Raw genomic sequence first — 17,332 nt, 5'->3', positions numbered from 1 at the left:
AACTATTATTTTCATGATCCAATCCGTCCGCCAAGCGTACAACCAAGTCTTTAGCCCGGAGAGCTACCGGGCTTTTTTGGATACAGTTGATACCGATTATCCTGGTCAGTTAGATTTTCGCGTAGCCGAAACGCCTATTTTCGTTCCAAAAATTCTGACAGATAAACTGCTGGAAGCCTGTGATGACATCGTTAACGTGATAACCCGCGATGATTTCCAGGCATTGACTGATAAGGCCATTCCAGCCGGGCAACGTGTTCCGAACGAGGATGCACATACGCAGTTTATGGCAGTCGATTTTGCGGTCTGTAAAAATGAAGAGGGCGAATTAACGCCACAGTTAATCGAACTACAGGGCTTCCCGTCACTCTATGGGTTTCAGCCTTACATTGCCAGCCTGTTTCGAAGCCTCTACCCTATTCCGGATAACCTCTCGCATTTTTTTACTGTTGCCAGCAACGCAGATTATCTGGAACAGCTACGCCGGATGATCGTTGGCGATTGTAATCCGGAAGAAGTGATTTTGCTGGAAATCTACCCCGAAAAGCAGAAAACGCGTATCGACTTTGTGTTAACGCAAAAGTACCTTGGTGTATCAGCCGTTTGTATAACGAAAATAAAGAAAGAAGGCCGGGATTTATTTTATGAGAAAGACGGCAGACAAGTTCACATCAAGCGGATTTATAATCGTCTGATTTTCGACGACCTGCAAAACTTCCCCAACCTTCAAACAGATTTTCACCTTACCGACGATGTTGATGTTGAGTGGGTTGGCCATCCAAACTGGTTTTTCCGTATCAGCAAGTACACATTGCCCTTGTTGAAAAGTCCTTATTTTCCGGCCAGCTATTTCCTATCTGACCTGAATACCTACCCTACCGATCTGGAAAATTATGTTCTGAAACCACTGTTCTCGTTTGCGGGCAGCGGTGTAAAACTCAACATAACGCCTGCCGATCTTGACGCAATTCCGGCTCATCAGCGTGATGGCTATCTGCTTCAGCGCAAGGTTAAATATGAACCGGTTATTCAATCGCCCGATGGTCTGGTAAAATGCGAGATTCGGATGCTGTTCATCTGGCCAAAAGGTGATAAAAAGCCTAGCCTTGTAACAAACCTGAGTCGGTTGAGCCGGGGCGAAATGATCGGTGTTAATTTCAATAAAAACAAAGACTGGGTCGGCGGCACTGTCTGCTTCTTTGAGAAATAAACATTTAAGGTAAACACGGAGAAACGGAGGAATCACAGAGTTCACAGATTTTTTGTTCTCTGTGATTCCTCCGTTTCTCCGTGTTTAAGCACCTTTTTTACTATGGAAACACATTCGATTGCAACTGCTGAAAAAGCAATGTTTGATCTAACCGGTAAAGTAGCGGTTATTACGGGAGCCAGTAAAGGCATTGGCGAAGATATGGCCCGCGTATTTGCCCGCTTCGGCGCGAAAGTCATTATCAGTAGCCGCAAACAGGACGCCTGCGACGCGCTGGCTAACGATATTAAAGCACAGGGTGGCGAGGCTACAGGTATAGCCGCTCATGTGGGCGATATGGATCAGCTTCAACAACTGGTGAGCAAGAGCATCGAAACCTACGGAGGCATCGATATTCTCGTCAACAACGCAGCATCAAATCCCGTTTTTGGCCCCTCGCTCGACTGCGATGGTGCGGCTTTCGACAAGATCATGCAGGCCAATGTGAAAGCCCCCTTTGAGTTGAGTAAACTATGCTATCCCAGCATGAAATCACGCGGGGGCGGCAGCATCATTATGATCAGCAGCATTGCCGGACACACCCCCGACCCAGGGCTGGGTATGTACAGCGTCAGTAAAGCCTCGCTCAATATGCTCACCAAAGTACTGGCAAAAGAGTGGGGACCCGATGGGATTCGTGTCAACGCCATCTGTCCCGGTCTGATAAAAACCAAGTTCAGCCAGGCTCTTTGGCAGAACGAAAAAATCCTGGATCACTTCACTAACCGCATTCCCATTGCCCGAATGGGTACGACTGACGAAATAAGTCCGCTGGCGTTGTTCCTTGCTTCAAGCGCGTCGTCCTATAGCACGGGAGGACTGTTTTATGCCGATGGCGGCACGGTAATTTAAGACTTGTTTATGGCGACAGAAACATTTGAAGTCTGGTTAAGAGGTCCTTTACCTGGGTTTCATCCGCTTTTACAACCCATTGCGCACGCGCTTATGCAGGCCCGCGAAGAGGTCGATGCGCTTATGCACGACTTCCCGGAACGGCTACTTTGGGAACGTCCGGCGGGTGTCGCTTCGGTTGGTTTTCATTTGCAACACCTTACGGGTGTGCTTGATCGATTGTTCACTTATGCACAAAACAAAGCCCTTTCCTCCGACCAGTTGGCGGCTTTAAGCTTGGAGGGGAAAGCTGAACAGAACCCGTTAACTGTGCAGGAATTGGTACAGCTATTCGCAAAGCAGGTTGATCAAGCCCTTGCTCAGTTGAGAGCTACGGATGAAAAAACACTCACGGAAGCACGAGGTGTTGGGCGCGCGCAACTGCCCTCAACAATGATTGGTTTACTGACGCATGCCGCCGAGCATACCATGCGACACGTGGGCCAGCTATCAGTAACGGTACGGGTAATAACAGTTTAACCTTTTTTTAAGTTATCATTCATCGGTGTTTAATAACACAAGCCGATCTTTCACCCGAAAAGCTTGTCAAGGTGGCGAGCCAATACCTTAAACCATTCTCAATTGTATGAAAAATTCAATTCTGGCTGCCTTTTGCGTAGCCGTACTTTCTGGCAGTGCCGTCTTCGCCAATACACCTTCGCAAGACAAACCGGTGAGTAAAACGATGACCACAACAGTAAAAAAATCGACTCCAACAAAAACTACGTCCTCAACCAAATCGGTACATAAGAAGCACGTCAAAACGTCGTAGGATTAAGTCTTATACCCGGTTCATAAGCAGTCATTCTGTTTAAGCGCCGGCTCAAATTGAATCGTAACAAAAAAGAGTCGCTATTAGGCGACTCTTTTTTTGTACCTCAAGTAGTTAAGTGTCTGTCTATAACTCTATATAGTCTGTTTATTGAACAGCTACTATTTTAAACTCTGTCCGGCGATTTTGCTGGTGTTCACCTTCAGAACAATTCACACCATCAACGCAGCCATTAACGATTTCCGATTCACCATAGCCACGCGCGACCAACCGATTTGCCGGAATGCCCCGCGACACTAAGTAATCCATGGCTGCTCTGGCTCTGTTTTCCGATAGGCGAATATTGTAGGTATCGGTAGCGCGGGAATCGGTATGCGAACGCAGTTCGATTTGCATTTGTGGATATTCTTTTAAAATAGCCTTGACATGTTCGAGTTCCTGAGCCGCATCAGCCCGAATAAAGAACTTGTTCAGATCATAGTAAATGTTCTTTAACTGAAACACATCACCAACGCCATACAAACCGAGCGAATCTGTAACGACCTGCGCTTTTTTCTTCGTTTTACTGTACTGCGCTTTTTTAGTAGCGTATCGATCCTTTTGAGCCGTAATGGTGTAGGGGGCACCTGGTTTCACATCAAACTCATATCCTCCGTCTGGTCCCGTCGTGACCGTCTGTTCCGATTTGTCTTTATCATTCCGTAAGGTCACCTTCACCCCTGTAGCCGGTTGCTGATTTACTTCTGTCTTTATGACACCTTTCACAACCGTGTTTTCTGACCGCTCCAGGTAAATAGAGACGTTGAGCACAGGCTTTGGCGATTGAGTAAGGGTTGAAAACCGAACGCTATTCAGAGCATACCCTTCTTTAATGGCTCTAAACTCATACTCGGTGTTAGAGTCCACACACAAATCAGTCCGACCTTTCTCGTTCGTTACACGTAAGTCCTGATTCGTTCCGTTCCGCAGAATACGCACATCAGCATTCTCAAGCGGTGTACCCGTTTTAGCATCATACACCAGAATGTTCAGTTGCTTGCATGTATGGCGGAACGAATAAATATCATCATCACTTACCCCTTTTTTGCGGTTGCTACTGAAATAACCACTGGTGCGGTTTTTGTCAGTGATGAACCCAAAATCATCTTTTTCAGAGTTGATAGGGGCACCTGCGTTTTGCACGCCTTTGTAGGCGATACCGTCTTTAAGTTCGGCAACAAAAACATCCAGGCCACCTAAGCCTTCGTGTCCATCCGAAGAGAAATACAGATTATCGCCTTCAGCAGCAAACGGAAACATCTCATTGCCTTCGGTATTGATCTCTTTTCCCATATTAACGGGTGTTCCCCACTGGCCGTTGGTAAACTCGACAACATACAGGTCCGTTCCCCCATATCCACCCGGCATATCCGATGCGAAATACATTCTTGTATTGTCAGCCGAGAAGGCAGGGTGTCCTACTGAGTATTCATTACTGTTAAAGGGTACTTCCTGAATTTCCACCCATTTCCCGTTTTTGTTCACGGAAGAGTACAATTTCAATTTTCGTATACCATCCGAACTCTTGCCCGATTTACCCTTGCTGGAGTTGTTGCGGGTGAAGACAATAAAGTTCTGATCTTTGGTGAACGTCATTGGCCCTTCATGGTATTTTGTATTGAGCGTTCGGCTGAAAATTTCAGCTTTCGTCAACGGTGTTGTTTCTGATTGAGCCTCAGAGCCGTCTGGTTTGGTCTCGCTGCCCCCCCCTAACACCGCCGAATTAACCCCACGAGCCAGGTCTGTTCCAGGAACCCGTAATTGGTTGGTATCGGGATGAAAATACAGGTCTAAAAAGGGCGTTTGGTTCCAGTTAAAGACCCGCTTCACTGCTCCCGATTCGTCGCGTGCTGATACAAATACCAACCCGCCTTTGTAATACATAGGACTGAAATCGGCCTGACGCGAGTTGATTGGCAAACTAGACAAGCGGTATGACGACGAATCCTGATAGAAACGACTCATATCCATGTATGAAACCGTAAAACGGCGTCCACGTAAGTCTTCTTTCTGTTTTTCGCCATACTGACTATACATTTTCTGCGACTCACGGTATTTGCCATTCTGGGCCAGCGACTGCGCATAGTACAGATATACCTCGCTATCCAGGTCAGTATTACTTTTTACCAGTTCGCCATAAACACGCTCGGCATTTCGGGTATCTTCCAACTTGCGATAGCTATACCCGAGTTTAATCATCGCGTCACGAGTTTCGGCGGGATCCTTCTTCTTGTCGGTTCGTAAAAACTCCTCATAAGCGCGTACTGCACTTACGTAGCTAAGGTTATCAAATTGTTTGTTAGCCGCTCGTAGCCGCGCACTTTGTGCCTGAGCAGTCAGGCTCCAGAAGGCTAGTCCTGCAAGTAGCAAGACACGTACAATTCGGTTCATGGATTTTAATGAGTTAAATAATTTTTGGGCTTGTTCAAACCATATCAAATAAGATGCCAACTTTTTAAAATCCATGCTCAACAAGCTTGAAAGACTGAATGGGTAACCCTTATTACCCTAATAGTGCTATTATCGCTAGTCTTACCTGCACTCAAACCTCACAATGTGTTTGGTTTGTGCAGTTACCCGAAAGCGATGATCAATCCGGCGGCCAATAACCCAGGCAATCTCATTACCCGAGAGTAGCACAACCGTTTGTTCACGCTCAGTTCGGCTTAGTTTGAGGTCATTCAGTAAGTCACTAACCAATTTGTGCCCGTTTAATCCGAGTGGATGCAGTTTGTCGCCCTGTCTCCAAGGGCGAATGGTGAGTGGAAGGGTAAGTCGGTCGGCATCCAAACAGGCACTGTTTAGACTGTTGGCTGGACGAAAGTCAACAGGTTTGTCAAAAAAATCTATAATCAACTCAAAATAACCCTTCACATCGACTGGATTAGAGGGCCACTCAATAAACCTTAAGTTAAAATCGCGTTGTATGGGTAAAGGTTCGAGCAACAGACCGGCTCGCTCATGCACAACCCTATGCGTGGTAGACTGAATGATCTGCCCGGCAGGTTGCGAAAGGAGACTTGCTAACTGCCGGGCCTGTTCGGGCGAAAAGCCCATAGGTTTGAGCCATTCCATCAGTCGAAAGGCAACCTCAGGCAGCGCTACTAATTTTGCCGTTGGGAGCAACACGGTATCCCCCATTGGCTCGGCTACGGCATGCCAGGAACGGTCAAGTTCGGTTCGCATCAGGGTTTCAGCTGCTCGCAAACGCTCGACTGTACGAGGCAGCGTTTGCCATAAGCCCGGATTCAGATCGTTCAGTACGGGCACCACATGATGGCGAATTCGATTCCGGGCATACTTATCGTTACTATTCGAACTGTCCTCCCGATACTGTAAGTTGTGTTCATCTATATAAGCCGCCAGTTGGTCGCGAGTGGCGAATAACAAGGGACGAACAAGCTGGTTTTGACGAGCCGAAATTCCATGTAAGCCAGCAAGTCCAGTGCCTCGAGTAAGGTTTAATAATAGTGTTTCGAGCAGGTCGTTTTGATGATGAGCCGTAGCAACACAGGCGTAGGAATAGTCCTGAAGTAGCTGATCGAACCAGGTATACCGAAGTTCACGAGCGGCCATTTGAATGGAAACACCCCGTTCGCGAGCAACAGTCGCGGTATCGAAACGGATTAGATGAAACGGAACCCCGTAGCCTTTTGCCATGTTTTCAACAAAAATTGCATCGGCATCGGACTCTTCGGCACGCAAGCTAAAGTTAACGTGAGCAATAGCAAAGGGTTGGTTGGCTTGCTGAAAAAGCTCCGCCATGGCTACAGAATCCAGTCCACCACTAACGGCCAGTAACACCCGGTCTGTTGTTTCGAAAAGGCGATTATCGTTAATAAATCCTAAAAAATCGTTACCAACCATCTGGAGTCGGCTCTAAGCCGTAGTTTTGTCACTATGATTCGTTTGCTTGCCGCTTTTCTTCTTTGTTCTTTCCTTGTGTCCACCATATCGCTGGCCCAGGTTGGGTCTCCATTGTCTGGTCGCCCGAGTGCTCCCGGTAGTGCGGCAACGGACAAAGTTGATTTGTTGCACGCCGACAGTCTGGTTGGGGTAAACACGCCCGGTCAGGTTGTTCGAAAAATATACAATAATGTACGGTTTCGACAAAAGGGCGTGCTGCTGTTTTGCGACCTTGCCGTTCAGAATGCTACCACCAACATCATTGAAGCCTACGGTCATGTAAAGATCATTCAGGGCGATACAATTACCGTTCAGGGCGACACCATGTTTTATTACGGCAACGTTCGTCAGGCAAACTTACGCGGTCATGTTGTTATGCGCGACCGCAAGATGACCCTGACAACCGCCCAGCTCGACTACGACATGCTGTCGGGAATTGCTCACTACCCTACCCCTGGCCGCATTGTAGACAAAGAAAACGTGCTGACTAGCCGTGAAGGCTATTATGATACCCGGTCCAAACTGTTTACGTTCCGCCAAAACGTTCGGCTCGTAAATCCCAAAGGTACGCTCACAGCCGATTCGCTGCTGTATAATTCCTTAACCCGGCTTGCTATATTTCAGGGGCCAACCCGCATTACGAATAAGGATGGGATTCTGACAGCGATAGAAGGGCAGTATAATACAACGACAGGTATATCGAATTTCCAGCGCCGGGCAACCGTCGAAACCCCAAAATATCGGTTGACGGGCGATTCATTGTATTATGATAACGTCACGGAGTTGGGTATTGCCAAAGGTAACGTCATTATGGTTGCGAAAGATCGGCAGGCAGTGATCACCGGCGATCATGTCCGATATAATGGGAAAGCTGGCATTTCGCGGGTAACGGGCCACCCGGTGGCAAAGAGTCTGGCCAACGAAACCACAAAAGACACGCTTTATCTTCGAGCTGACACGCTCTTTTCTTTCGATAATAAGTTAACGAACACTCGTAAGTTACTTGGTCAAAAAAACGTATTTCTTTATAAATCTGACCTGCAAAGCAAATGTGATTCACTGATTTACGATACGGCAGATTCGACTATTTACTTTTTCAAAAAGCCTATCGTCTGGAGTCAGAATAAATACCAGATGGAAGCCGATTCAATGCGGGCTGTGATGAAAAATAACCGAATAAATACGATGTTTTTGAAATCAAAATCATTCGTTATTTCCCTGGATACACTCAAAAATTATAACCAGATAAAAGGCCGGACCATAACCGCTTTTTTCGTCACAAAAGTTGTATCGACAACTGTTGCCGAACTGAATTCTCCCGATTCGCAAGCGCCCAAAATGGCTAGCGCATCACGATCTGTCTCAGCAGTTGCAACGAATCTACCGGTCAAACGCGTACTGTCTCAAAAAATCGGATCACCAGTTTCAACCACCGTCCAGACGCAGGAACAAACAGTTATTGACCGGGTTTTGGTAGAAGGAAACGGGCAAAGTATTTATTATGCCGTTGACGAAAAAAATAAATTGATTGGATTGAATCACGTTGAATCCAGCCGGATGAATATTGAATTTACAGATAATAAAGTTGGTCGGATTCGATTTTATGGCCACCCCGATTCGCAGCTTATTCCGCCAAAAGAGTTGACACCTGACGCACAGCAGCTTGATGGTTTCCGTTGGCGCGAAGTAGAAAAACCAACGAAACGACAGGTTTTATGGCTCGAAACGCCACCAACGGAGCAACCGATAATTAGAAAACCATTAAAAAAGAAAGGAATAATTAAACCTTTGCCCCGAAAAACGGTTCTAAAGGGTAATAATTGACTCTTTTAACAATTTTTTAGACAATGTCCCGTTGACTTTGTCTTTTAAGATGAATACGTTTGTGTTGAATACCTGTGTACATGAAGTAGACTTACATGAAACAAACTATACTTATTGGTGTATTGATGGGCTTGCTTACGGCAACGATCCCGCTTCAGGCGCAAGTCGCCCAGCGAGATTCGGATGCGCGAAAAGGAAGTCGACTCGAATTGGGTCGTAGCTCATCAGCACAAAAAACATCAACTGCTGGCTTGCCGAATCAGCGTTTTGCTATCGCGCCAAGTCCAACGTTGTCTGGTCTTGATCGGTCAATGGCTTTGCATAAAAATAGCGCGATCAATGAGCATTATCGGTCTCTGTTAATGACTCGTTCGGGCACTAAAGTTGCTAGCCATGCATCAGCAACTGATAATGCCCAGGCAGTCGAAAGCGCTCCTCGCCCTACGGCTTCTGCTCAGGAAGGAAAAACGGAAAATAGACTCTTCACGAACGAAAAATTATGGGTGTCTAATGCATATCCAAACCCTGCCGACGACGTTGCCGAAATAGACTATCAGTTTACCGGCGCAGGTGACGCAAAATTGGTATTATTAAATGTGTTGGGTGCCCCCGTTTCGGAGTATGAACTCGAACGAAATGCAACCAAAGTTCGAATTGGAACCCGTTTGCTGGATACTGGTTATTACCTCTACCAATTAACGGTCGATGGCAAAAAAGTAGCGACAAAACGGTTACTTGTTCGTCATCAGTAAGAGCCGACTCTTTTTGTTAAAATACTATAAACAGGTTAACTGGACTATCATTTTCGGTACTATACGGGCTACATCGTCGTTTTAACGGTGTAGCCTTTATTTTTTTTGTATCTTTGCAAACATATGCAACACCGTCTTATAGGTAAGGTTCTGTTGGGGATTTGGGTAGCGTTTTTGCTTAGCTCATGTAGCCCGTTTTCAAAATTGCAGAAAAGTGGGAGCGATGACGCGAAGTATAAAGGTGCCGTCGAATATTATAAAAAGGGCGAATGGTATAAAGCGGGCCTACTTTTTGAAGAGTTAATCCCGGTTTTGAAAGGCAGTACAGAGTCGGAAATGGCTCAGTTCTATTATGCCTATACGCAGTACCAACAGCAACAGTATTTGCTCAGTGCTACCCTGTTCAAGAAATTCTACGAGACATTTGCCCGGTCAGATTACGCACAGGAAGCCATGTATATGTACGCCTACTCGCTGTATAAAGATACTCCGTCCTTTAATCTGGATCAGTCAAATACACTAACGGCAACATCGGCTCTTCAGGATTTCATTAATGCGTATCCCGATAGTAAGTATAAAGAAGAATCGACTAAGTTGATTCTTGAATTACGCGGAAAGTTGGAGCGCAAAGCCTACGAAAAAGCTAAGCTGTATTATAAAACCAGTGGCTTTAACATTGCTTCTTATAAATCATCGGTTATTGCGATCAATAATTTTCAGAGAGAGTTTCCTGATTCTCAATACAATGAAGAGTTAGCGTATCTAAAAGTTGATGCCGAATTCAGTCTGGCTCAGAACAGTTTGGAAACCAAGCAAAAGGAACGTTATCAGGAAGCGATCAGTTATCATCAGGCGTTTGTAGACAAGTACCCGAACAGCGCATTTCTGAAGCAGTCGGAAAAGATGTTTGAAACCAGTCAGAAAGAAATTGACCGTCTGGACAAACTGGAACAGGAACGCGAAAAAGAAAAAGCACGATTAAAAGATGCCAATCGTCCGGCAAAGGTGACGGCATCCAATTAAACCAGTTTACGGTCTACCATTTTCGATTGAGTAACTTAAGCAACTGCCAATCGAAAACCATAACCAATTACAGAGAACCAACCATTATGGCAACAAATCCATCGATCATCACCCGCAATAGCGACAAGATTGCGATTCAAACCGGAAATCTGTACGAATCGGTTTCGATTATCTCGAAACGTGCCCGTCAGATTGCCACAAAAAACAAAGAGGAATTAAGCAACAAATTATCGGAATTCGTTTCGGCCGTTGACAACCTCGAAGAAGTTTTTGAAAACCGTGAACAAATCGAAATTTCGAAGTTCTACGAACGGATGCCAAAACCAACGTCTATTGCAATTGATGAATTTCTGGAAGGTAAGGTCTACTGGCGTTATAACGAAGAAGACGCTCAGCAGTAAGCCAAACTGCATAGCTTTTCAATGACCGCACGGTAGAGCACCGTGCGGTCATTGGTGTTTTTGTGAATTAGTTATTGGTGAAGTAGTCTATTAGTGGAGTGGTCAACCATTTATTTTACCAATAACTTACTCCGCTGTTTTACTCATTAACTGACAACCAATGTCAATAGAGGGCAAACGAATTCTACTGGGAGTTACGGGCAGTATCTCGGCCTATAAATCAGCCTTACTGGTTCGGCTTTTGGTAAAGGCCGGTGCCGACGTGCAGGTTGTTATGACCGAATCGGCTCAACAGTTTATTACGCCCCTTACGCTGGCGACTCTATCAAAACGACCCGTACTTTCTACGTTTGTCAATACCAACAGTGATCGGTCTGGCGATGGAAGTTGGAACAACCACGTTGAGCTTGGTTTGTGGGCCGATGCTTTTGTGATTGCACCTGCGTCTGCACACACGCTGGCACGTTGCGCAGCAGGCCTTTGTAGCGACTTACTGGCAGCCGTTTATCTGTCGGCACGTTGCCCAGTTTTCTTTGCCCCGGCTATGGATGTCGACATGTACCAGCATCCGTCAACAGTCGAAAACCTGCGTCGGCTCAACTCGTTTGGCAATCATATTATCCGGGCCGAACACGGTGAACTGGCCAGTGGTTTAATTGGCGAGGGCCGACTGGCCGAGCCGGAAACTATTTTGCAAACTCTCTATGATTTTTGGGCAAAGCAAGAATCAACTGAAGCGGTTCAGGCTCTGTCGGGAAAACGCGTTTTGATAACAGCGGGACCAACTCAGGAGCCTATTGATCCGGTTCGATATATAAGCAATCACTCTACAGGGAAAATGGGATACGCCATTGCCAGAGCCTTTGTACAGGCGGGTGCCAACGTTACATTGGTAAGTGGGCCAACCGCTTTGCCCCTACCCGCTCCCGCTGTTACCCGCATCAATGTTCGCACAGCACAGGAAATGTTCGGGGCTACGCAGGAAGCCTTTGCCAACGCCGATATCATTGTATTGAGTGCCGCCGTGGCCGATTACACCCCCGCTCACCCGGCTGATCGAAAAATAAAAAAGAAAGAAACTTCCTTTTCGCTGGAGTTGACCAAAACGACCGACATTGCCGCTACGCTGGGTGCTCAGAAACAGCCCGGTCAGCTGATGATGGGCTTTGCCCTGGAAACGGATAATGAACGGGAGAATGCCCTTAAGAAACTTTACGCTAAAAACTTAGACTGGATTGTGTTAAATTCACTTCGTGATTCAGGAGCCGGTTTTGGGCACGACACCAACAAGATTACCGTTATTGATAAAGAAGAACAAACCTATGAATTTGCCCTTAAATCAAAAGACGAAGTGGCACAGGATTTGGTGAGTTTAGTTATAAAGTCGCTTTAATTGAGCGTAACAAATAAGGTCCGTATAATGAAAGCAATCCGAATATTTCTGCTCTTAAGTTTGCTGATTGGCTCAGTGCAGGCTCAGGAGTTGAATTGCCAGGTGACCGTTAACTCCGATCAGTTATTTGCGCAGCAGAAAACTGATTTCTCCTACGTAAATCAGCTCAAGGGTGTTATTACCGAGTTTATGAATAACAGACGCTGGAGTAACGACCAGTTTAGCATGGCCGAACGTATTAACTGTTCGATCAGTATTAACCTGCTCAAATCCCTGACGCAGGGAGCCTTCGAGGCAACAGCTCAGATTACGGTGTCGAGACCCGTTTATGGTACCAATTACGAAACGACGACCTTTAGCTTCGTTGACCGGGCTTTTAACTTTGTTTACCTGCCAACAACGCCCGTTTATTACCGGGAAAATCAGTTTACAGACGATCTTACTTCCCTGCTGGCATTTTATGCCAATGTGATTCTTGCCGCTGACTATGACACCTTCAGCAAGCAGGGGGGCAATCCTTATGTGTTACGCGCTTATAACATCACGAATCTGGCGCAACAGGGATCGCCCAACGGTGCCTGGCAAAATGGGGGAGACAGACGAAACCGGTTCTGGCTTATCGAGAACATGCAAAACCAACAGTTGACCCCCTTTCGGGAAGGTTTATATACCTACCATCGGCTGGGATTGGATGTTTTTGCAGGCAACCCCGTGCAAGCCCGTAAGCAAACGCTTAATTTTCTGACAACTATCCGCACCATTGGTCAGCAACAGCCAAACTCAGTATTGATCAACTCATTCTTCGACGCCAAGTCGCAGGAGTTATTCAATATCCTCTTTGAAGGGACAGCCGCCGAACGGAAACAGGCGTTTGACCTACTTTCATTTTTAGATCCGGCCAAAACCGAAAACTACCGGAAATTAATACAGTAAGCCGGTATCTGTGAGTAATTTTGTCTTTATTCGCTGTTACCTGTGTACTGCTAACTATCACTGATTTTGCTTTCGCATTTACTCATAAAAAACTATGCGCTAATTGACGAACTCGAGCTATCGCCCGACCGTGAACTCAACATTGTAACGGGCGAAACTGGCGCAGGGAAGTCAATTATATTAGGGGCCATCGGGTTGCTTCTGGGCAATCGGGCCGACACGCGCGTTTTGTACAACCCCGAACAGAAATGTATTATAGAAGGTACATTTGGGGTATCTGGTTACCGTATCGAACAAATTTTTGAAGAAGAAGAACTGGATTATTCTGATATCTGCATTGTTCGTCGTGAAATTAGCGTGAGCGGTAAATCCCGCGCGTTTGTCAACGACACACCCGTCAATCTGGAAACGCTTCGACGCATTACCAGCGAGATGATGGATATCCACTCGCAACACGATTCGGTTTTGCTTGGATCAAATGAATACCAGTTGGAAATTGTCGACACATACGCTCAAAACGAAGGGTTCCTTCGCCATTATCGATCTGACTATCAAACCTATCGGGCAAAAAAGGCTCATCTGGATCAGTTACAGACCGAAGCTTCGGCCATGCGTAAAGAGTTCGACTACAACAATTTCCTCTATGAGGAATTAGTCAAAGCCCAATTGGTACCCGACGAGCAGGAATCACTTGAGCAAGAGTTGACAATTCTCGAAAATGCCGAAGATATTAAGGAGCGCTTACAAGTTGCCTACGAGTATTTAGACAATACCGAACAGTCTGTTATTGACTTTTTGAAAGGTACGGTCAGCAATTTGGCGTACATAAGCAAACTGTCGGACCAGTACGAGCAACTACAACAACGGGCTCAAAGCAGCCTGATCGAATTGCGTGATTTAGCCGACGAAATCAGCCTTGAGCAGGATCGTGTCGAGATTGACGATACACGCGCTGAAACCATTCGGGAGCGACTTAACCTGATCTATCAACTGCAAACCAAACACCAGGCAAAAAACGTGGCCGCGCTTATTGAGCTCCGGGACGAACTTGGTCAGAAGGTGAGCAAAGTGCTAAACCTGGACGACGCCCTGACCGATGCCAGAGCACAGGCCGATGCAGCCCGTGCGCAACTTCAAACCAGTGCCGATGCCTTGTCATCTTCGCGCAAACAGGTGTTGCAACCCATCGAAGCCGAAATTGGCCACTTGCTCAATGATCTTGGTATGCCAAACGCATCGCTGAAGATTAATGCCGAGACAGGTAAGCCAACCGCATCGGGCGTTGATACGATTTCGTTTTTGTTTAGTGCCAACAAAGGTGTAAAGCCGCAACAACTCAAGAATGTAGCATCGGGTGGTGAGTTTTCGCGCCTGATGATGGCTATAAAATATATACTTGCCAGCAAACGATCATTACCGACCATTGTCTTCGACGAAATTGACGCGGGCGTATCGGGCGAGATTGCTATTAAAATGGGCAACATGATGCGCGACATGGCGCATAGTCACCAGATTATTGCCATCACGCACCTTCATCAGATAGCCGGTCAGGGAACAGCACATTACTTTGTCTACAAAGATCATTCAGCGGCTAAAACGGTTAGCCGTATGAAAAAATTAACCCTTGACGAACGAGTCAACGAAATTGCGCAAATGATTGGAGGTAAAAATCCATCACCAAGTGCATTAAAGAATGCCCGCGAAATCCTGAGACAACGGGCAGCTTCGACCGTCAAATGATGTATGGTGGTTACACAACCACCATACATTCCATTTCTTAGCTCACCTAAACTACTTATTTTTCTATGCGTAAATGTATATTTTCGATTGCCGGACTATTCCTCATTTCCGGAACTTTCTGGGCTTGTAACTCAGGCGAGGAAACGGTGAAAGAAACAGAAAATGAGGTCTTTGCCATTCATGATGAGGTAATGCCAAAGATTGATGACATTATGAAACTACGGAAGGGGCTGAAGCAACGCATCACCTCGCTCGACAGTTTGAAAGCGAGTGGTTCTGCCGCAGTCACTCTACGCACCGATGAAGAAAAGGAACAAGCCAATCGGCTACACCGTAATCTGGACGTTGCCGATAGCCTCATGATGGACTGGATGAGCCGCTACAATGGCGACACGCTCGCTAAACTCTCGTCAGACGAAGCCCTTCGTTATTTAAATGGGCAAAAAGACCAAATTACCGATGTCAAAACAAAAGTTAATTCCAGCATTGAACAGGCTCGCCAGTTTTTGGGCAAAAAATAATGCCTTCTTATTCTTAATTACCACGGTTGCCATTTTATCAGGTTGCAACGCTTCCAGTGGTAAGCTTCCCATACTAGGCCAACGGGAAGCCGTTACAAAAACGGTTGATGGTAAAACGGTCACTGATTCTGTCTACCAATCCATACCTGATTTTAAGTTTGTTAGTCAATATGGTGACACGGTCACAGCAAAAACGCTCGACAACAAAATCTACGTAGCCGATTTTTTCTTCACCAGTTGCCCGACTATTTGCCCCAAAATGAAGGTGCAGTTGAAACGGGTTTATGAGCGTTTCAAGGGCAACCCGGACGTAATGATGCTTTCGCATACCATCGACCCTGCTCACGATTCGGTAGCCGTGTTAAAAGAATTTGCGCAAAATCTTGGCGTTACGGGCCGTCAGTGGCTGTTCGTAACGGGCGACCGCGATAAAATTTATGACATTGGCCAGAATAGCTACATGGTCACGGCTCAGGCTGATTCAACAGCGCCGGGGGGCGTTGTGCATAGCGGTGCGTTTATTCTGGTCGACAAGGCAAAGCATATTCGCGGCATTTACGATGGCACCACTGAAGCGGGTGTCGACAAATTAATGAATGATATTGACCGGCTTCTGGCCGAGTACAAATTATGATGATACGCCTGACGGGAATTTCCTGTTTCCTATTTGCCTTGATTAGCTTTGTATCCTGCCAGACCGATGAAGAGATAAAGCGGCAGAAGTACATTACAGAAGGCATTCTGGTTTTTAAGAACAACTGTGCTAACTGCCACCAGAATAAGGGTGAAGGCCTGGCAGCCCTTTATCCCCCAATTGCAGGATCTGATTATTTAGCCAATAAGAAGAGCGTAATCTGCTTAATCCGATACGGCCAGAGCGGGCCAATCGTTGTGAATGGCAAGCCTTACAACCGACCTATGCCCGGCCAGCCGCAGTTAAGCGATCTGGAAATAGCCGAAGTAATTACCTATATGTATAACCAGTGGGGCAACGAAACTAAATTAACTGGTGTTAAAGAGGTTACGCCCGTTTTAAACGAATGCAAAAGGTAAACTATACCTTGGCGAGTAAATAGACAGGGTAAAATGAATAATGGATAATGTACAATGAATAATGCCCCTATTCATTGTACATTATCCATTATTCATTTTACCTAAATCCCGCCCTCAACATTAAAGACGCCGGTAGGCTTACGAATAGAATATTGCGAAAAATCCTGATTCGCATCCAGGCCAATACCATAGAGTTTCTCGCCCGTTAGCTGGCTAAGAACGGTTACACGTTTGTCAGTGAATACCTTTTTTGTAGTCGGCTTCCAGTTTAACTCGGGCGTGAGCAGCTTCTCCTGCTTTTGCTTATTGATCACAACAACATTGCCCATCACCGTATAAAGATCTTTGGCTTTATCATAGCGGCCAGAGTCAGACCGAATGGTGGTTATCTCCTCCCCTGTTGGGCTGTAAAAAGAAATATTGACGGGTTTAGGATAGCGTCGATTATCGTTCAGATATCGAAACTGTTTAGCCGTAATTAGCTTGACTTTCAGTTTAGCCGCTTCGCTATAAAACAACTTTACATCATTGATTTCCTCAATGGGCCCCGAGTAGGGATTTACATTCTTAACCTGTTTTTTCTCTTCACAGGCCAGTAGAAGAAATGATAAATTTAGAATGATGAATGAAGAATAGAAGCCAGTTCTTAACCAGGTTGTTCTTTTACGGCATTTAATAAAGTCTTCTTTTTTCATTTAAGTAGGTAATGATAAGCTGGTTACTAAACAAAATTTCTCATCGATGCTCACAGAAAAAGCAGATGTACGCACAAATAAATTGCTGCGTACATCTGCCCGTTATTGGTGAACATTGGCGAGAAAAGCGCTAGCTCGCA

At 46.0% G+C, this 17,332-nt stretch carries 17 protein-coding genes; 14 read left to right on the top strand and 3 right to left on the bottom strand.

Annotated elements, in window-relative coordinates; translation table 11 throughout:
- The first annotated feature begins 13 nt into the window (after positions 1-13).
- The 4 genes from CWM47_RS07070 to CWM47_RS07055 all read left to right on the top strand — a co-directional run bounded on the left by CWM47_RS07070 (position 14) and on the right by CWM47_RS07055 (position 2,912).
- Positions 14-1,210: a hypothetical protein gene (locus tag CWM47_RS07070; RefSeq protein WP_100987319.1), complete on the top strand. Its 1,197-nt coding sequence runs from the start codon at positions 14-16 to the stop codon at positions 1,208-1,210.
- 102 nt (positions 1,211-1,312) lie between these two features.
- Positions 1,313-2,101: a glucose 1-dehydrogenase gene (locus CWM47_RS07065; RefSeq protein ID WP_100987318.1), complete on the top strand. Its 789-nt coding sequence runs from the start codon at positions 1,313-1,315 to the stop codon at positions 2,099-2,101.
- A gap of 9 nt (positions 2,102-2,110) precedes the next feature.
- Positions 2,111-2,620 carry a DinB family protein gene (locus CWM47_RS07060; RefSeq protein WP_100987317.1) on the top strand — a complete coding sequence of 170 codons (510 nt, stop codon included), beginning with the start codon at positions 2,111-2,113 and terminating at the stop codon, positions 2,618-2,620.
- Between the two features lie 106 nt (positions 2,621-2,726).
- Entirely contained in the window at positions 2,727-2,912 is a 186-nt protein-coding gene (locus CWM47_RS07055) for a hypothetical protein (RefSeq protein ID WP_100987316.1), read from the top strand.
- Positions 2,913-3,059: 147 nt separating this feature from the next.
- Here CWM47_RS07055 and CWM47_RS07050 read toward each other — a convergent pair whose 3' ends face one another.
- Positions 3,060-5,342: an OmpA family protein gene (locus CWM47_RS07050; protein WP_100993768.1), complete on the bottom strand. Its 2,283-nt coding sequence runs from the start codon at positions 5,340-5,342 to the stop codon at positions 3,060-3,062.
- Between the two features lie 141 nt (positions 5,343-5,483).
- Complete coding sequence (tilS, locus tag CWM47_RS07045) at positions 5,484-6,818, bottom strand: tRNA lysidine(34) synthetase TilS (protein ID WP_100987315.1); 1,335 nt, start codon at positions 6,816-6,818, stop codon at positions 5,484-5,486.
- Between the two features lie 33 nt (positions 6,819-6,851).
- On the opposite strand from tilS, the gene CWM47_RS07040 reads away from it, so the two are divergent.
- From CWM47_RS07040 to CWM47_RS06995, 10 genes are all read left to right on the top strand, one after another.
- Positions 6,852-8,681, top strand: coding sequence for an OstA-like protein (locus CWM47_RS07040; RefSeq protein WP_100987314.1), 1,830 nt, complete (start codon positions 6,852-6,854; stop codon positions 8,679-8,681).
- 95 nt (positions 8,682-8,776) lie between these two features.
- Positions 8,777-9,433 (top strand): T9SS type A sorting domain-containing protein, encoded by a 657-nt coding sequence (locus CWM47_RS07035; protein ID WP_100987313.1) that lies wholly within the window; start codon positions 8,777-8,779, stop codon positions 9,431-9,433.
- A gap of 123 nt (positions 9,434-9,556) precedes the next feature.
- The gene (locus tag CWM47_RS07030) at positions 9,557-10,456 is read left to right on the top strand and encodes an outer membrane protein assembly factor BamD (RefSeq protein ID WP_100987312.1); all 900 of its coding nucleotides are present in this window, start codon (positions 9,557-9,559) and stop codon (positions 10,454-10,456) included.
- A gap of 86 nt (positions 10,457-10,542) precedes the next feature.
- Positions 10,543-10,857, top strand: coding sequence for a DNA-directed RNA polymerase subunit omega (locus CWM47_RS07025; RefSeq protein ID WP_100987311.1), 315 nt, complete (start codon positions 10,543-10,545; stop codon positions 10,855-10,857).
- A gap of 160 nt (positions 10,858-11,017) precedes the next feature.
- The gene (coaBC, locus tag CWM47_RS07020; protein ID WP_100987310.1) at positions 11,018-12,250 is read left to right on the top strand and encodes a bifunctional phosphopantothenoylcysteine decarboxylase/phosphopantothenate--cysteine ligase CoaBC; all 1,233 of its coding nucleotides are present in this window, start codon (positions 11,018-11,020) and stop codon (positions 12,248-12,250) included.
- Between the two features lie 27 nt (positions 12,251-12,277).
- Complete coding sequence (gene porD / locus CWM47_RS07015; RefSeq protein ID WP_100987309.1) at positions 12,278-13,183, top strand: type IX secretion system protein PorD; 906 nt, start codon at positions 12,278-12,280, stop codon at positions 13,181-13,183.
- 66 nt (positions 13,184-13,249) lie between these two features.
- The gene (gene recN, locus CWM47_RS07010) at positions 13,250-14,923 is read left to right on the top strand and encodes a DNA repair protein RecN (RefSeq protein WP_100987308.1); all 1,674 of its coding nucleotides are present in this window, start codon (positions 13,250-13,252) and stop codon (positions 14,921-14,923) included.
- Between the two features lie 65 nt (positions 14,924-14,988).
- On the top strand, positions 14,989-15,444 hold the full coding sequence (locus CWM47_RS07005) for a viral A-type inclusion protein (RefSeq protein ID WP_100987307.1): 456 nt from the start codon (positions 14,989-14,991) through the stop codon (positions 15,442-15,444).
- Positions 15,383-16,078 carry an SCO family protein gene (locus tag CWM47_RS07000; RefSeq protein ID WP_240625745.1) on the top strand — a complete coding sequence of 232 codons (696 nt, stop codon included), beginning with the start codon at positions 15,383-15,385 and terminating at the stop codon, positions 16,076-16,078. The genes CWM47_RS07005 and CWM47_RS07000 overlap by 62 nt, the downstream gene beginning before the upstream one ends.
- Positions 16,078-16,497, top strand: coding sequence for a c-type cytochrome (locus CWM47_RS06995; protein WP_394342008.1), 420 nt, complete (start codon positions 16,078-16,080; stop codon positions 16,495-16,497). Before CWM47_RS07000 ends, CWM47_RS06995 begins: the two co-directional genes overlap by 1 nt.
- 101 nt (positions 16,498-16,598) lie before the next feature.
- On the opposite strand, the gene lptC is transcribed toward CWM47_RS06995, so the two are convergent.
- Positions 16,599-17,192 carry an LPS export ABC transporter periplasmic protein LptC gene (gene lptC / locus CWM47_RS06990; RefSeq protein ID WP_100987304.1) on the bottom strand — a complete coding sequence of 198 codons (594 nt, stop codon included), beginning with the start codon at positions 17,190-17,192 and terminating at the stop codon, positions 16,599-16,601.
- Positions 17,193-17,332: the final 140 nt, after the last annotated feature.

The organism is Spirosoma pollinicola (assembly GCF_002831565.1).
Classification (GTDB): domain Bacteria; phylum Bacteroidota; class Bacteroidia; order Cytophagales; family Spirosomataceae; genus Spirosoma; species Spirosoma pollinicola.
The sequence above is the reverse complement of the archived record's forward strand: the minus strand, read 5'-3'. Positions and strand labels throughout refer to the sequence as shown.

What these genes read in the sequence shown, in the direction of transcription:
- CWM47_RS07070 (WP_100987319.1), top strand. Translation starts at nt 14, where the DNA reads ATGATCCAATCCGTCCGCCAAGCGTACAACCAAGTCTTTAGCCCGGAG.
- CWM47_RS07065 (WP_100987318.1), top strand. Translation starts at nt 1,313, where the DNA reads ATGGAAACACATTCGATTGCAACTGCTGAAAAAGCAATGTTTGATCTA.
- CWM47_RS07060 (WP_100987317.1), top strand. Translation starts at nt 2,111, where the DNA reads ATGGCGACAGAAACATTTGAAGTCTGGTTAAGAGGTCCTTTACCTGGG.
- CWM47_RS07055 (WP_100987316.1), top strand. Translation starts at nt 2,727, where the DNA reads ATGAAAAATTCAATTCTGGCTGCCTTTTGCGTAGCCGTACTTTCTGGC.
- CWM47_RS07050 (WP_100993768.1), bottom strand. Translation starts at nt 5,342, where the DNA reads ATGAACCGAATTGTACGTGTCTTGCTACTTGCAGGACTAGCCTTCTGG.
- tilS (WP_100987315.1), bottom strand. Translation starts at nt 6,818, where the DNA reads ATGGTTGGTAACGATTTTTTAGGATTTATTAACGATAATCGCCTTTTC.
- CWM47_RS07040 (WP_100987314.1), top strand. Translation starts at nt 6,852, where the DNA reads ATGATTCGTTTGCTTGCCGCTTTTCTTCTTTGTTCTTTCCTTGTGTCC.
- CWM47_RS07035 (WP_100987313.1), top strand. Translation starts at nt 8,777, where the DNA reads ATGAAACAAACTATACTTATTGGTGTATTGATGGGCTTGCTTACGGCA.
- CWM47_RS07030 (WP_100987312.1), top strand. Translation starts at nt 9,557, where the DNA reads ATGCAACACCGTCTTATAGGTAAGGTTCTGTTGGGGATTTGGGTAGCG.
- CWM47_RS07025 (WP_100987311.1), top strand. Translation starts at nt 10,543, where the DNA reads ATGGCAACAAATCCATCGATCATCACCCGCAATAGCGACAAGATTGCG.
- coaBC (WP_100987310.1), top strand. Translation starts at nt 11,018, where the DNA reads ATGTCAATAGAGGGCAAACGAATTCTACTGGGAGTTACGGGCAGTATC.
- porD (WP_100987309.1), top strand. Translation starts at nt 12,278, where the DNA reads ATGAAAGCAATCCGAATATTTCTGCTCTTAAGTTTGCTGATTGGCTCA.
- CWM47_RS07005 (WP_100987307.1), top strand. Translation starts at nt 14,989, where the DNA reads ATGCGTAAATGTATATTTTCGATTGCCGGACTATTCCTCATTTCCGGA.
- CWM47_RS07000 (WP_240625745.1), top strand. Translation starts at nt 15,383, where the DNA reads ATGTCAAAACAAAAGTTAATTCCAGCATTGAACAGGCTCGCCAGTTTT.
- CWM47_RS06995 (WP_394342008.1), top strand. Translation starts at nt 16,078, where the DNA reads ATGATACGCCTGACGGGAATTTCCTGTTTCCTATTTGCCTTGATTAGC.
- lptC (WP_100987304.1), bottom strand. Translation starts at nt 17,192, where the DNA reads ATGAAAAAAGAAGACTTTATTAAATGCCGTAAAAGAACAACCTGGTTA.